Origin of the sequence: Streptomyces sp. NPDC097617, from assembly GCF_044761485.1 — a bacterium.
In the GTDB taxonomy this organism is placed as follows: domain Bacteria; phylum Actinomycetota; class Actinomycetes; order Streptomycetales; family Streptomycetaceae; genus Streptomyces.
On the sequence record NZ_JBIWCL010000006.1, the window covers coordinates 134,562 to 149,040 of the forward strand.

The window sequence follows — 14,479 nt, forward strand, 5'->3', positions numbered from 1 at the left end:
TACAGACGGATCACCGGACGGGTCCGCTCCGACTCGACCGCCGACGCCACCACCGAAGCGAGCGCCGACGCGCCGCGGTCAGCGCTTCGCCACGAACACGTGCGACGCGACCTCCACGTCCAGCTCGGCCGCCTCGCCGCCACTGCCGACGAGAACACCACCGGGAGACTCGGTCACACTCACCACCGAGCCGGGCTGTACCCCCGCCCGCCGGAGCGTATACATCAACTGGGCGTCCGTCTGGATCGGCTCACCGATCCGCCGGATGACCACGGTCTTGCCCTCGGTCCCCGGGTCGAGCTCGGACAGGCTGACCATGCCCTCCTCCAGGAACGGGTCCGCCTCGGCCTTCTCACCCAGCTCCTCCAGCCCCGGGATCGGGTTCCCGTACGGCGACTCGGTCGGGTGACGCAGCAGCTCCAGCACCCGCCGCTCCACCGCCTCGCTCATCACGTGCTCCCAGCGGCAGGCCTCGGCGTGCACCTGCTCCCACTCCAGGCCGATGACATCGACGAGCAGGCACTCCGCGAGCCGGTGCTTGCGCATGACGCGCGTCGCCAGCCGGCGCCCCTCCTCCGTCAGCTCCAGGTGCCGGTCGCTGGCGACGGCCACCAGGCCGTCCCGCTCCATTCGCGCCACCGTCTGGCTCACCGTCGGGCCGCTCTGGTCGAGCCGCTCGGCGATACGGGCGCGCATGGGGACCACGCCTTCCTCTTCCAGCTCGAGGATGGTGCGGAGATACATCTCCGTGGTATCGATCAGTCCGGACATTCGTGCCCCTCGGATTGCGTGCGCTGGCCCTGTCCCCAATTCTGACGCATCCGGCCGACAACCGTCCCGTGCCGAGGGTCAAGACCGCTCCCGGACATCTCCCGGACGTCCCCGCGAAGATCGCCCCGGGATGTCCGGGGCGCGCGACCGGCGCGTTCGGACCGGGATTGACGTTCGTATTGACACGCCCTTGGTCCAGACCGCACGGTGAGCGGCGGACACGGACGCTCCCCCACCCCCGGAAGGGCCATCGGCGTATGAGCGAGAGCAAGCTGGCCGGTCAGTTCTTCGATGCCGCCATCGGTCTGCTGGAGCGGGTGCGCGACGAGGAGGCCCCGCGGATCGCGGAGGCCGGCTCCCTCGTCGCCGACGCGGTCGCCGCCGGCAACCGGCTCTTCGCCTTCGGTGCCGGGCACTCCTCGCTGCCCGCCCAGGACGTCGTCTACCGTGCCGGCGGCCTGGCCCTGATGAACTTCCTCGCCGTCCCCGGCACCGTCGGCATCGACGTCATGCCCGCGACCCTCGGCAGCGCCCTGGAACGGGTCGACGGACTGGCCGGCGCCGTGCTCGACAGCAGCCCCGCCTCCGACGGCGACGTCCTCGTGATCATCTCCCTCTCCGGGCGCAACGCCCTGCCCGTCGAGATGGCGATGAACGCCCGTGCCATCGGCCTCAAGGTCATCGGAGTGACCTCGGTGGCGTACGCGACGGAGACCAAGTCCCGGCACGTCTCCGGCACCTTCCTCAAGGACCACTGCGACGTGGTCCTCGACAGCAAGATCGCGGTCGGCGACGCCGAGCTGAGCATCGACGGCATCGACGCGCCCTTCGCCCCCGCCTCCACCGTCGTGACCAGCGCGATCATGCAGGCGGTCATGGCGGCAGCGGCCGGCGAACTCGCCGCCCGCGGGCTGGAGCCCCCGCTGCTGCGTTCGGGCAACGTCGACGGCGGCCACGAGTGGAACGGCCGCGTGATGCAGCAGTACGGCGACCGGATCTTCTTCCGCCACTAGAGACGGCCCGGCCTCCGGGGCGGCCCGGACTAGGAGGTCGCCCTGTCCGGGCCGACAGGACCCGCCGCGAGGTCCAGGTCGGCCGCGACGCGGGCCGCCACCTCCTCCGCGTACTCCGCGTCCGCGCGCTCGAAGGCCGGCCGCGAGGGCCCGCGCAGGAACGTCAGCGCGCCCAGGGTCCGGCCCCGGCTCCGCAGCACCGTGCACAGCACGTGCGCCGCGCCCTCGGGCCACTGGCGGGCCCGCGCCCACTGCGCGTCCGGCTCCCCGCGCGGAGCACTGGTCCGCACCGAGCCCATCCGGTCCAGTGCTTGCAGCGCCGGGTGCCCGGCCGCGTAGCGCACGGGGATCGACCCGGGGCCCGGCAGCACCGGCGGCGACGCGGCCGACCGCACGAGCCTTCGCCGCTCGGGGTCGGCCGACGGGTCCAGTACGTCCAGCAGCGCCTGCTCGGCGAAACCGGCCAGGGCGAAGTCCAGGCGGACGGCGGCGGCCTCGGCCGGGTCCTCGCACTCGGCGGCGGCCCGGCCCGCACGGTGGAGCTGGTGCGCGCGGAACCTGAGCTGCGCGGTGTCCAGCTGCTCCTGACGGGCCTCGGTGACGTCCTGGAACAGCCAGCCCACCCCCAGCGGTACGGGCTCCTCCGCGAGCGGGGAGGCCAGCCGCAGGAACCCGCACCGCCAACACCTGCGCCGCTCGCCCTCCGGGGTGCGCACCGACACCCACACCTCCACGGGCGCGGGCGGGGCCCCCTCGGCCAGCACGTGCTGGAGGGCGCCCTCCAGCTCCTCGACGCCCTGGGTCAGCAGCTCCCCGAGCGGCCGGCCGAGCAGCGCGGTGCGGCCGGTCCCGAAGGCCTGCGCGGCGTGCCCGTTGACCACGGCGGGCCGCAGGTCGACATCGACCAGGACGACACCCCACGAGGCGTCGTCCATCAGGGCCTCGCTCAGGGCGATGGAGCGTTCCAGGTCGATCTGGGCGTGCACCTCGGTGAAGGCGCAGTACACGCCGGCGGGCTTCCCGTCGGCGCCAGGTACTCCCGCGGACTGGGTCCGTACGAGGACGCGGCCGCCGTCCTTGGTCAGCAGCGCGAACTCGTTCACCTGGCGGCCGGACAGGTGCTGGGCGGCCATCAGCCCGTCCTGGATGTCGTGCGCGTCGGCGGCCCGTACCGCCCATCCTTCGAAGCCCCTGCGCCCCACGGCCTCGGTGGCGGTCCAGCCGAGGATCCGCTCGGCCTCGCGGTTCCAGTGGGTGATCACCCCGTCGGAGTCGAACGCGCACAGTGCGGCGTCCATCCCGTCCAGCAGCGCTGCGAGCAGATCGTCGGTGGCCTCGTTACGTCCGAAAGCAGTCACCTGGCACCCCCTGCAGGTGTTCGCGTGTGCGGCACGTCAGATCATTGAACTGGAACGTGACGCAGCCCACACCCCATTCCCCCGAATGTCCGGTAATGATCCATTTCGGGTCCGGAGAAATATTTGCTTGTGCCCCGCCGCGGGTGCTCCTAGGCTCTGCCGTACACGAGAAGGGAGGTGGTTCCCGAAATGTACGGAAACCGGACGCGTGAGGTGACTGCGGGCTAAACGCCCGTCGTCGCACGCACCCAGTGCGGTGCCCGGCGGGATCGCCAGGCGCCCATCCCAAGCAGTCACCCGACCCGCGGGCTCGCCGGTACGTCCGGCCGGCTTCTCCCACTGCAGGGGAGAGACCAGAGCCCGCGGGTCGCCTGCGTTCCCCGGCCCGGGCGGACCCCGCCTACGGGCAGAGCCGCTCGACGTGCCACTCGTCCCCGTCCCGGGTGTAGCGCAGCCGGTCGTGCAGGCGGTTCTCGTGGCCCTGCCAGAACTCCACCGCCTCCGGCACCACGCGCAGGCCGCCCCACTCCGGCGGGACCGGCACCTGCTCGCCCTCCGGGTAGCGGGCCTCCAGCTCCGCGTACCGGCGGTCCAGCTCGCCGCGGGAGCCGATCACGCTGGACTGCTCGCTCGCCCAGGCGCCCAGCTGCGAGCCGTGCGGGCGCGAGCGGAAGTACGCCGCCGTCTCGTCGCGGCCGATCCTGGCCGCCGTACCGGTGACGATCACCTGACGGGCGATGGGGTGCCACGGGAAGAGCAGCGCGACGTGCGGGTTCTCGGCCACCTCGCGGCCCTTGCGGGAGGCGTAATTGGTGAAGAAGACGAAGCCCCGGCCGTCGAACTGCTTCATCAGCACCGTCCGCGAGCTGGGACGTCCGTCGGGGGTGGCCGTCGATACGACCATGGCGTTCGGTTCGAAGAGGCGGGAGTCGGCGGCCTGCTGGAACCAGAGGGCGAACTGGTCCATCGGATTCTCGGCGAGACTCCCCTCGTCGACGATCTCCGAGCGGTACTGCAAGCGCATCGTGGCGGGGTCAATGTCCTGATCGGTCACGCTGGCCATCCTGCCCCAGCGGGACCGGTGACGGTGTGCCGTATGTCACGCTTCCGCAGCCGGGGCGGAACGGCCAAAATCTTGGGGCCGGTCCGAAGGTCCCCGAGTGGGTGACCGACGGCCGTGCCGGGCATCAACGGGGATGACCGCGCCGGACCGCGAGTCACGCCGGGAGCCGCGCGTGTTCGCACTATCTGAGGAGCCGCCTGATGTCCGACTTCGTACCCGGGCTCGAAGGGGTCGTCGCGTTCGAGACGGAGATCGCCGAGCCCGACAAGGAAGGCGGGTCGCTCCGCTACCGGGGCGTCGACATCGAAGACCTCGTCGGCCACGTCTCCTTCGGGAACGTCTGGGGCCTGCTGGTCGACGGTGCCTTCAACCCCGGCCTGCCTGCCGCCGAGCCCTTCCCCATTCCGGTCCACTCCGGTGACATCCGCGTCGACGTCCAGTCCGCGCTCGCCATGCTCGCCCCCGTGTGGGGCCTGAAGCCGCTGCTGGACATCGACGTGGAGACCGCCCGCGACGACCTCGCGCGCGCGGCCGTGATGGCGCTGTCGTACGTCGCCCAGTCCGCCCGCGGCCAGGGCCTGCCCATGGTGCCGCAGCGGGAGATCGACAAGGCCGAGTCCGTGGTCGAGCGGTTCATGATCCGCTGGCGGGGCGAGCCCGACCCGCGGCACGTCAAGGCCGTCGACGCCTACTGGACCTCCGCCGCCGAGCACGGCATGAACGCCTCCACCTTCACCGCACGGGTGATCGCCTCGACCGGCGCGGACGTCGCCGCGGCGCTGTCCGGCGCGGTCGGCGCCATGTCGGGCCCGCTGCACGGCGGGGCGCCGTCCCGCGTCCTCGGCATGATCGAGGAGATCGAGCGCACCGGCGACGCCGTGGCGTACGTGAAGAAGGCCCTCGACAAGGGCGAGCGGCTGATGGGCTTCGGGCACCGCGTCTACCGCGCCGAGGACCCGCGCGCCCGCGTGCTGCGGCGCACGGCCAAGGAGCTGGACGCGCCGCGCTACGAGGTGGCCGCCGCACTGGAGAAGGCCGCGCTGGAGGAACTGCACGCGCGCCGCCCCGACCGGGTCCTCGCCACGAACGTGGAGTTCTGGGCCGCGATCATGCTGGACTTCGCCGAGGTCCCGGCGCACATGTTCACCTCGATGTTCAGCTGCGCCCGTACCGCCGGCTGGTCGGCGCACATCCTGGAGCAGAAGCGCACGGGCCGCCTGGTGCGGCCGTCGGCCCGCTACATCGGGCCGGGGCGGCGCAACCCGCAGGAGATCGAGGGCTACGCGGACATCGCCGAGACCGCGTAGCGGTCGGCTGTCGCCGAGGGCGCCGCATCCCGCTCGCGGGGTGCGGCGCCCTCGGCGTTCCCGCGCCTCAGCCCAGGGCCGCGTCGAGGATGCGCGACCACTGGGCCACCACCCGGGCCCGGCGCGCCGTGTCGTCGGTCAGCACGTTGGCCAGGCCCAGGCCCCGTGCCATGTCCAGCAGGCCCTGCACGGTCTCCCGTACGCCCGGCACCGACTCGTCCGCGCCCAGCAGCTCGACGGCGATGCGGTGCGTCTCGCGGCCGACCCTGGCCTCCAGCTCGGTGACCTGCGGGCGCAGTTGCTCCTCGTTGGAGGCCGCCACCCACAGCTGGAGCGCGGCCCGGAAGAGCGCGCCGGTGTACAGGTCGACGAGCGCCTCCACCGCGGCCGGACGGTCGGCCGGGCCGGCGTGGAACAGCTCGCGCAGGGCGGTGGAGCGCTCCTCGGCGACGTACTCGACGGCCGCGGTGAACAGGTCCTCGCGGGTCGGGAAGTGGTGCTGGGCGGCACCGCGCGAGACCCCGGCCCGTTCGGCGACGACCGAGACGGTCGAACCGGCCCAACCGTGCTCCGCCAGGCAGGACACGGCCGCCTCCAGGAGGTGGCGGCGGGTGACGCGGCTGCGCGCCTGCTTGGGGCCGGTCACAGCGACCATGACGGTTCCCGGCGCTCGAAGCGGGCGGTGATGCCCTCGCGGGCCTCGTCCGAGGCGAACAGTCCCGCGGACAGCTCGGTGAGCCGGGAGCCGTCGCGCACGAGCGCCTCGCGTACGGCGGCGGCCGTCAGCGCCTTGGTCGCGGCCAGCCCCTGCGGGGAGGCCTTGCGCAGGCCGGCGAGTACGGGCCGCAGGGCGGCGTCCACGTCCTCGGCGTGCAGGGTGAGCAGGCCGATCCGGGCGGCCTCGGCCGCGTCGAAGGCCTCGGCGGTGAGGAAGTAGCGTGCGGCGGCCCGCGGGTCGAGGCGCGGCAGCAGTGGCATGGAGATCACCGCCGGGGCGAGGCCGAGATGGGTCTCGGTGAACGCGTACGAGGACTGCGGTCCGGCGGCGGCGATGTCGCAGACGCCGAGCAGCCCGAGGCCGCCGGCGCGCACGTGACCGGTGACCCGGGCGACCACGGGCTTGGCCAGCTCGGCCGTCTCGCGCAGCAGCGCCACGAAGTGGGCCGGGTCGCAGGGGGACTTGAGGTCGGCCCCGGCGCAGAAGGTGTTCCCGGTGTGGGTGAGGACGACCGCCCGGACGGCGGGGTCCGCGGCCGCGGAGGCGAGGGCGGCGCGGAGTTCTGCGACGAGGCCGGCGGAGAGGGCGTTGCGGTTGCCCGGGGAGTCCAGGGTGAGGGTGGCGATGCCGGTCGCCTGGGCGGCGTGCACGAGTGGGGCCATGTCTCCTCCGGAGCGGTGTGCGGTGGGGTTTCCCCGGCAGACCCGGGCGTGGTCCTTCCGGGAGGGTACGCGGGTGCGGTGCGCTGCGCGGGCCGCCCCTGCCCGGGTGCGGGCAGGGCCCGGCACACCACACCAGCCACCACACCGGCCGGGCCGCGTACCGCACACCGTCAGTAGGACTTGGGGAGGCCCAGGGTCTGGTGGGAGATGAAGTTGAGGATCATCTCCCGGCTGACCGGGGCGATGCGGGCCACGCGGGACGCGGTGATCAGGGAGGCGAGGCCGTACTCGCGGGTGAGGCCGTTGCCGCCGAGAGTGTGGACCGACTGGTCCACCGCCCGCACGCACGCCTCACCCGCCGCGTACTTCGCCATGTTCGCCGCCTCGCCCGCCCCCATGTCGTCCCCCGCGTCATACAGGCGGGCAGCCTTCTGCATCATCAGGCGGGCCAGTTCCAGCTCGATGTGCGCCTGGGCCAGCGGGTGCGCCACGGCCTGGTGCGAGCCGATGGGCTGCTTCCACACCTGGCGGGTCTTCGCGTAGTCCACGGCCTTGGCCAGGGCGTGGCGGCCCATCCCGATGGCGAAGGCGGCCGTCATGATCCGCTCGGGGTTGAGACCGGCGAACAGCTGGAGCAGGCCCGCGTCCTCGTCGCCGACGAGGGAGGAGCCGGGCAGCCGCACCTCGTCCAGGGTGAGCTCGAACTGCTTCTCCGCCGCCTGGAGTTCCATGTCGATGACGGTGCGGCCAAAGCCGGGCGCATCGCGGGGCACGATGAACAGGCAGGGCTTCAGGCTGCCCGTGCGGGCGTCCTCGGTGCGGCCGACGATGAGGGTGGCGTCGGCGATGTCCACGCCGGAGATGAAGACCTTGCGGCCGGTGAGGATCCAGTCGTCGCCGTCGCGGCGGGCCGTGGTGGTGATCCGGTGGGAGTTGGATCCGGCGTCGGGTTCGGTGATGCCGAAGGCCATGGTGCGGCTGCCGTCGGCGAGGCCCGGCAGCCAGGCCTGCTTCTGGGCCTCGGTGCCGAAGCGGGCGATGACCGTGCCGCAGATGGCGGGCGAGACGACCATCATGAGCAGGGGGCAGCCCGCGGCCCCGAGTTCTTCGAGGACGATGGAGAGTTCGGCGATGCCGCCGCCTCCGCCGCCGTACTCCTCTGGGAGGTTGACCCCGAGGTAGCCGAGCTTCCCGGCGTCGGCCCACAGCTCGTCGGGGTGGCCGCCCTCGCGGGCGACGCGGGCGAGGTACTCGCGGCCGTAGCGCTGCCCGAGGGCGGCGACGGCGGTGCGCAGGGCCTGGTGCTCTTCGGTTTCGATGACGGAGCTCATGCTTGCGGTTCCTCCTGGACTACGGCGAGCAGGGCGCCGAACTCGACCTGTTGGCCGGTGGCGACGTGGAGCGCGGTGAGCGTGCCGGAGGCGGGAGCGAGGATGCGGTGCTCCATCTTCATGGCCTCCAGCCAGAGCAGGGGCCGGCCGGCGGTGACGGCGCTGCCGGGGGCCAGGCCCTCGGCGACGCGGACGACGGTGCCGGGCATGGGGGCGAGCAGCGAGCCCGGTTCCGTGCGGTCCTGGGGGTCCGGGAAGCGGGGCACGCGGGTGAAGGTGTGGGCTCCGAGGGCGGAGTCCACGTAGATCTCGGTCTTGTTCGAATTTTGTTTCACGTGGAACGCCCGCCGGATGCCCCCGACTTCGAGGGTGACGAGGGCGGGGGTGGCGGCCAGGACCCGGATCCCGGGGTGGTTCACCGGGTGGTACTGGACCTCGTACTCGGTACCGGCCGCGGTGTAGCGGCGGGTCTGCGGTTGGGAGCGGACGTTGCGCCAGCCGCCCAGGCGGGCGGCGAGGGGGGCGTCCGCGGCGGGGGCCGCTTCGGCGAGGGCGGCGGCGAGGGCGGCCGCGGTGGCGTCCGGGGCGTCGTGGGTGAGGGCGTCGAGGTGGCGTTCGTAGAAGCCGGTGTCGAGCTGCCCGGCGGTGAACTCCGGGTGCCGCAGGGAGCGTACGAGGAGCTCGCGGTTGGTGGTGAGCCCGTGGATGCGGGCTCCGGCGAGGGCGTGGGCGAGGGCCCGGACGGCCTCGGCGCGGGTGGGGGCGTGGGCGACGACCTTGGCGAGCATGGGGTCGTAGTGGATGCCGACGGTGTCCCCGTCGGTGAAGCCGGTGTCGACGCGGACCTCGCCGGGGATGGTGAGGGTGTGCAGGGCGCCGGTCTGCGGGCGCCAGTCCTGGGCGGGGTCCTCGGCGTAGAGGCGGGCCTCGACGGCGTGGCCGGTGGGCCGCGGGGGCTCCGGGGGCAGGGCCACGCCCTCGGCGACCCGCAGTTGGAGGGCGACGAGGTCCAGGCCGAAGACGGCTTCGGTGACGGGGTGTTCGACCTGGAGGCGGGTGTTCATCTCCAGGAAGTAGGGGCGGCCGTCGTCGGTGACGAGGAACTCGACCGTGCCCGCGCCCTCGTACGAGACGGCTCGGGCGGCGGCCACGGCAGCGGCGTGCAGGCTCTCCCGCAGGGCTTGGGGCAGCCCCGGTGCGGGAGCTTCCTCGATGACCTTCTGGTGCCGGCGCTGGAGGGAGCAGTCGCGGGTACCCAGCGCCCAGACGGTGCCGTGGGCGTCGGCGAGGATCTGCACCTCGACGTGGCGGCCGCGTTCCACATAGGGCTCGGCGAAGACCTCGCCGTCGCCGAAGGCCGAGCGGGCCTCGGCGACGGCAGCGTCGAGCGCCTCCTTGAGCTGGTCGAGATCGCGGACCACGCGCATGCCGCGGCCGCCACCGCCGGCCGCGGCCTTGAGGAGGAGGGGAAGGTCGGCGGGGGTGGCCGCGGCCGGGTCGACGGGGTCGAGGAGCGGCACCCCGGCGGCGCGCATCAGTTCCTTGGCCCGGGTCTTGGAGGCCATGGCCTCGATGGCCTCGGGGGGCGGGCCGATCCAGGTGAGTCCCGCGGCCAGGACCTCGCGGGCGAAGTCGGCGTTCTCGGAGAGGAAGCCGTAGCCGGGGTGCACGGCGTCGGCGCCGGCGGCGAGGGCGGCCTTGATGATCAGGTCGCCGCGCAGGTAGGTGTCGGCGGGGGCCGCGCCGGGCAGCCGTACGGCCGCGTCGGCGTCGCGCACGTGCAGGGCTTCGGCGTCCGGGTCGGAGTGGACGGCGACGGTGGCCAGGCCCAGGGCGCGGGCGGTGCGGAAGATCCGGACGGCGATCTCTCCGCGGTTCGCGACGAGGAGGGAGGTCAGGTTCGTCATGTGCGGGCTCACATCCGGAAGACGCCGAAGCCGCCACGGGCGCCCTCGACGGGGGCGTTGTGGACGGCCGACAGGCACAGGCCGAGGACGGTACGGGTGTCGCGCGGGTCGATGACCCCGTCGTCGTAGAGCCGCCCGGACAGGAACATCGGCAGGGACTCGGACTCGATCTGGGCCTCCACGAAGGCGCGCATCCCGGCGTCGGCCTCCTCGTCGTACGGCTGCCCCTTCGCGGCGGCGGACTGCCGGGACACGATGGAGAGCACGCCGGCCAGCTGCTGGGGGCCCATCACGGCGGACTTGGCGCTGGGCCAGGCGAAGAGGAAGCGGGGCTCGTAGGCGCGGCCGCACATGCCGTAATGGCCGGCGCCGTAGCTCGCGCCGATGAGGACGGACAGGTGCGGGACCTTCGAGTTGGCGACCGCGTTGATCATCATCGAGCCGTGCTTGATGATGCCGCCCTGCTCGTACTCCTTGCCGACCATGTAGCCGGTGGTGTTGTGGAGGAAGACGAGGGGGATGTCGCGCTGGTTGGCGAGCTGGATGAACTGGGCGGCCTTCTGGGACTCGGCGCTGAACAGCACGCCCTGCGCGTTGGCCAGGATGCCGACCGGGTAGCCGTGCAGGGTGGCCCAGCCGGTGACGAGGCTCGGCCCGTACAGGGGCTTGAACTCGTCGAAGTCGGAGGCGTCGACGATCCGGGCGATGACCTCGCGCGGATCGAAGGGGGTCTTGAGGTCGGGCGGGACGATGCCGAGGAGTTCCTCGGGGTCGTGGACGGGTTCCTCGGAGCGGGGCGGGTCCGCCTGCGGCTTGCGCTGGTTGAGCCGGGCGACCACGCGGCGGGCCCGGCGGATCGCGTCGTACTCGTCGAGGGCGTAGTAGTCGGCGAGTCCGGAGGTGCGGGCGTGCATGTCGGCACCGCCGAGGGACTCGTCGTCGCTCTCCTCGCCCGTGGCCATCTTGACCAGCGGCGGACCGCCGAGGAACACCTTGGAGCGGTCCTTGATCATGATGGTGTGGTCGGACATGCCGGGGATGTACGCGCCTCCGGCGGTGGAGTTGCCGAAGACGACGGCGACGGTCGGGATGCCTTCGGCCGAGAGCCGGGTGAGGTCGCGGAAGATCGCGCCGCCCGGGATGAAGATCTCTTTCTGCGACGGCAGGTCGGCGCCGCCGGACTCCACGAGGCTGATGCAGGGGAGGCGGTTCTGCCGGGCGATCTCGTTGGCGCGCAGCGCCTTCTTCAGCGTCCACGGGTTGGAGGCGCCGCCGCGGACGGTGGGGTCGTTGGCGGTGACCAGGCACTCGACGCCCTCGACGGTGCCGATGCCGGTGACCATGGAGGCGCCGACGGGATAGTCGCTGCCCCATGCGGCGAGCGGGGACAGCTCCAGGAACGGGGTGTCCGGGTCGAGGAGCAGCTCGACCCGCTCGCGCGCGAGCAGCTTGCCGCGGGCCCGGTGGCGGGCCGTGTACTTCTCACCGCCGCCCTCCAGCGCCTTGGCGTGTTCGGCGTCGAGGGCGGCGAGGCGCTCCAGCGCGGCGGTACGGGCCCGCGCGTGCTCGGGGGCGTGCGGATCGACGGTGGTGCCGAGGCGGGTCATGGGGTGGCCTCCGGGGCCGGGAGGAGAGCGACGGGGATGTCGAGGTGGCGGGCGCGGAGCCATTCGCCGAGGGCCTTGGCCTGGGGGTCGAAGCGCTGGCCCGAGGCGACGCCGTCGCCGAGGATGCCGGTGACGGTGAAGTTCAGGGCCTTCAGGTGCGGTAGTTCGTGCCGGGTCACCGCGTGCTGCGCGGTCTCGGGGAGCAGGGCCTGGAAGGCGTCCACGGTGAGGGTGCGGTGCAGCCAGTCCCAGGCGGGGCCGGTCTCCACCCACAGCCCGACGTTGGCGTCCCCGCCCTTGTCCCCGCTGCGGGCCCCGGCCACGGCCCCGAGCGGCGCCCGGGCGGTCCGGACAGCGGGGGATCCGTCCCCGGATCCCCGCGCCGGCGGGGCGGCGGGGTCCTCGGGCGGGGCTGCATGTGCCGTGGGGGCCGTCGGTGCGACGGCGAGTCGGGTGCCGTCCGGGAGGACCGCCGTGTGGGGGACCTCGTGCGACGGGATCAGGGTGGACGTGAAGACGCCGTAGGGCTGGGCGGGGCCGGGTGGGGCGGTGACATGGAAGCCCGGGTAGCTGCCGAGGGCCAGTTCGATCGCCGTCGAGGTCAGGGCGCGGCCCACCCGGTCCGGGGAGGGGTCGCGGACCACCAGGCGCAGCAGGGCGGAGGCCGTCTCCTCGGTGCCGGCGTCCTCGTGGTCGGTACGGGCCAGGGTCCAGACGGCATCGGCCACGCCCTCCACTACCTCGGCGAGTTGGGCGCGGACGAGGTCCGCCTTCGCCTCGATGTCCAGGCCGGTCAGGACGAAGACGACCTCGTTGCGCCAGCCGCCGATCCGGGTCGTGCCCACCTTGAGGGCGGGCGGCGGTGCCTCCCCGCGCACTCCGGTGATCCGTACGCGGTCGGCGCCCTCGTCGGTCAGCCGGACGGTGTCCAGGCGGGTGGTCACGTCGGGGCCGAGGTACCGGACGCCCTGCGTCTCGTAGAGGAGTTGGGCGGTGACGGTGCCCGCGGTGACGGCTCCGCCCGTGCCCGGGTGCTTGGTGATGACCGCCGAGCCGTCCTCGGCGATCTCCGCGAGCGGGAAGCCGGGGCGGCGGACGTCGTGCCGGGCGAAGAAGGAGTAGTTGCCGCCGGTGGCCTGGGTGCCGCACTCCAGGACGTGGCCCGCGGCCACCGCCCCCGCCAGCCGGTCGTGGTCGCCCGCGGCCCAGTCGAACCACCAGGCCGCCGGGCCGCTGACCAGCGCCGCGTCGGTGACCCGGCCGGTCACCACCACGTCCGCGCCCGCACGCAGGCAGGCCGTGATCCCCGCGCCGCCGAGGTAGGCGTTGGCCGTCAGCGCCCCGTCCGTGCGCGCGGTGAGGTCGTCTCCCTCGACGTGCGCCACCCGTACCGGGACGCCCGCCTTCGCGGCCAGGTCCCGTACCGCGTCGGCGAGTCCGGCCGGGTTGAGGCCGCCGGCGTTCGCGACGATCCGGACGCCCCGCTCGTGCGCGAGCCCGAGTCCCTCCTCCAGCTGGCGCAGGAAGGTCTTGGCGTAGCCGAGGTCCGGGTTCTTCAGGCGGTCGCGGCCCAGGATCAGCATGGTCAGCTCGGCCAGGTAGTCCCCGGTCAGCACGTCCAGCGGGCCGCCGGTCAGCATCTCGCGCACGGCGTCGAAGCGGTCCCCGTAGAAGCCGGAGGCGTTGCCGATGATCAGCGGGCGGCGGGTCACCGCGAGGCCCCCGGCTCCCGGCCGGGCCCGGCCGGTCCGGCGAAGGCCTGGGCGATGTCGAGCCAGCGGTCCGCGTCGGCGCCGGTCGCGGTCAGGTCCAGGTCGGCGCGATGGGCCCGCTGGGTCACCAGCAGGCAGAAGTCGAGCGCCGGGCCGGTGATCCGCTGCGGGGCGTCCGGCGGGCCGTACGTCCACACCTGCGCGCCGTCGGGGGGCGTCAGCTCCACCCGGAACTCCTCGGCGGGGGCGGGCAGGGCGCGCACCGCGTAGGCGTAGTCGCGGGCCCGTACGCCGATCCGTGCCACGTGCCGCAGCCGCGCGGTCGGGGTGCGGCGCACGCCGAGTGCGTCGGCGACGTCCTGGCCGTGCGCCCAGGTCTCCATCAGCCGGGCGCTGGCCATCGAGGCGGCCTTCATGGGCGGCCCGTACCAGGGGAAGCGGGTGTCGGGCGAAGCCGCGGCCAGTGCCGCGTCGAGGGCGCTGCGGGTGGCCCGCCAGCGGGCGAGCAGCTCGGCGGGTGTCAGCTCCGCGCCTTCGCGCGCGCCCTCGTCGACGAAGGTGTCGGGGGTTTTCAGGGCCTCCTCGACCATCTGCCCGAAGGCGGTGGCGTCGGTGAGGGAGAGCAGCGAGGCCCGGTCGGTCCAGTGCAGGTGGGCGATCTGGTGGGCGATGCTCCAGCCGGGCGCGGGGGTGGGCCGGGCCCAGTCGGGGTCGGGCAACTCCCCTACCAGGGAATCCAGTTCGCTGCCCTCTTCGCGTAGATCTGCGAGGACGGCGACGGCTGCGTCGACGGCGGACGGATCGGGCACGGTGCGCTCCCCTTCTCGGCGTGAAGGGAACACTGGCAGCACCCGAGAAAACAATCAAGCACGCTTGCATGATTTTTTTCGGCGGCGACGCCTTCCCGCCACGCGCGCCAAACCGGCACAGGGCAAAGGCAGTTGCCACCCGACCCGGCGGCCGCAGGTCCCGGCGAGCGGCGGCCCGTGGGCACGGAGGGGGCGATTTCGGCCGTAACCCGGAAACTCGC

General features: G+C 73.3%; 12 protein-coding genes. 2 read left to right on the forward strand and 10 right to left on the reverse strand.

The features are described from left to right. Positions 1-78: 78 nt before the first annotated feature. A complete protein-coding gene (locus ACIQZO_RS13240; RefSeq protein WP_403624581.1) occupies positions 79-771 on the reverse strand; it encodes a metal-dependent transcriptional regulator in 693 nt (230 codons plus the stop codon). A gap of 257 nt (positions 772-1,028) precedes the next feature. Between ACIQZO_RS13240 and ACIQZO_RS13245 the strand changes: the two genes are divergently transcribed. Beyond that, on the forward strand, positions 1,029-1,784 hold the full coding sequence (locus tag ACIQZO_RS13245; protein ID WP_403624584.1) for an SIS domain-containing protein: 756 nt from the start codon (positions 1,029-1,031) through the stop codon (positions 1,782-1,784). A gap of 29 nt (positions 1,785-1,813) precedes the next feature. On the opposite strand, the gene ACIQZO_RS13250 is transcribed toward ACIQZO_RS13245, so the two are convergent. Then, complete coding sequence (locus tag ACIQZO_RS13250) at positions 1,814-3,142, reverse strand: PAS domain-containing protein (protein ID WP_403624587.1); 1,329 nt, start codon at positions 3,140-3,142, stop codon at positions 1,814-1,816. 400 nt (positions 3,143-3,542) lie between these two features. Then, the gene (pdxH, locus tag ACIQZO_RS13255) at positions 3,543-4,205 is read right to left on the reverse strand and encodes a pyridoxamine 5'-phosphate oxidase (RefSeq protein ID WP_403624590.1); all 663 of its coding nucleotides are present in this window, start codon (positions 4,203-4,205) and stop codon (positions 3,543-3,545) included. Between the two features lie 200 nt (positions 4,206-4,405). On the opposite strand from pdxH, the gene ACIQZO_RS13260 reads away from it, so the two are divergent. Beyond that, on the forward strand, positions 4,406-5,512 hold the full coding sequence (locus ACIQZO_RS13260; protein ID WP_398668737.1) for a citrate synthase 2: 1,107 nt from the start codon (positions 4,406-4,408) through the stop codon (positions 5,510-5,512). Between the two features lie 67 nt (positions 5,513-5,579). Here the strand turns inward: ACIQZO_RS13260 and ACIQZO_RS13265 are convergent, their stop codons facing one another. The 7 genes from ACIQZO_RS13265 to ACIQZO_RS13295 form a co-directional block, all read right to left on the reverse strand. Continuing rightward, positions 5,580-6,167, reverse strand: coding sequence for a TetR/AcrR family transcriptional regulator (locus ACIQZO_RS13265; RefSeq protein WP_403624593.1), 588 nt, complete (start codon positions 6,165-6,167; stop codon positions 5,580-5,582). After that, positions 6,155-6,892, reverse strand: a complete 738-nt coding sequence (locus ACIQZO_RS13270; RefSeq protein ID WP_403624596.1) for an enoyl-CoA hydratase family protein — start codon at positions 6,890-6,892, stop codon at positions 6,155-6,157. Before ACIQZO_RS13270 ends, ACIQZO_RS13265 begins: the two co-directional genes overlap by 13 nt. Positions 6,893-7,062: 170 nt before the next feature. Further along, on the reverse strand, positions 7,063-8,223 hold the full coding sequence (locus ACIQZO_RS13275; protein ID WP_403624599.1) for an acyl-CoA dehydrogenase family protein: 1,161 nt from the start codon (positions 8,221-8,223) through the stop codon (positions 7,063-7,065). Then, positions 8,220-10,130, reverse strand: coding sequence for a biotin carboxylase N-terminal domain-containing protein (locus ACIQZO_RS13280; RefSeq protein ID WP_403624602.1), 1,911 nt, complete (start codon positions 10,128-10,130; stop codon positions 8,220-8,222). Before ACIQZO_RS13280 ends, ACIQZO_RS13275 begins: the two co-directional genes overlap by 4 nt. An 8-nt stretch (positions 10,131-10,138) precedes the next feature. Further along, a complete protein-coding gene (locus tag ACIQZO_RS13285; RefSeq protein WP_403624605.1) occupies positions 10,139-11,737 on the reverse strand; it encodes an acyl-CoA carboxylase subunit beta in 1,599 nt (532 codons plus the stop codon). After that, positions 11,734-13,377, reverse strand: a complete 1,644-nt coding sequence (locus ACIQZO_RS13290) for an acyclic terpene utilization AtuA family protein (protein ID WP_403625029.1) — start codon at positions 13,375-13,377, stop codon at positions 11,734-11,736. Before ACIQZO_RS13290 ends, ACIQZO_RS13285 begins: the two co-directional genes overlap by 4 nt. A gap of 68 nt (positions 13,378-13,445) precedes the next feature. Continuing rightward, positions 13,446-14,258 carry a TIGR03084 family metal-binding protein gene (locus tag ACIQZO_RS13295; RefSeq protein WP_403624608.1) on the reverse strand — a complete coding sequence of 271 codons (813 nt, stop codon included), beginning with the start codon at positions 14,256-14,258 and terminating at the stop codon, positions 13,446-13,448. Between the last annotated feature and the right edge of the window lie 221 nt (positions 14,259-14,479).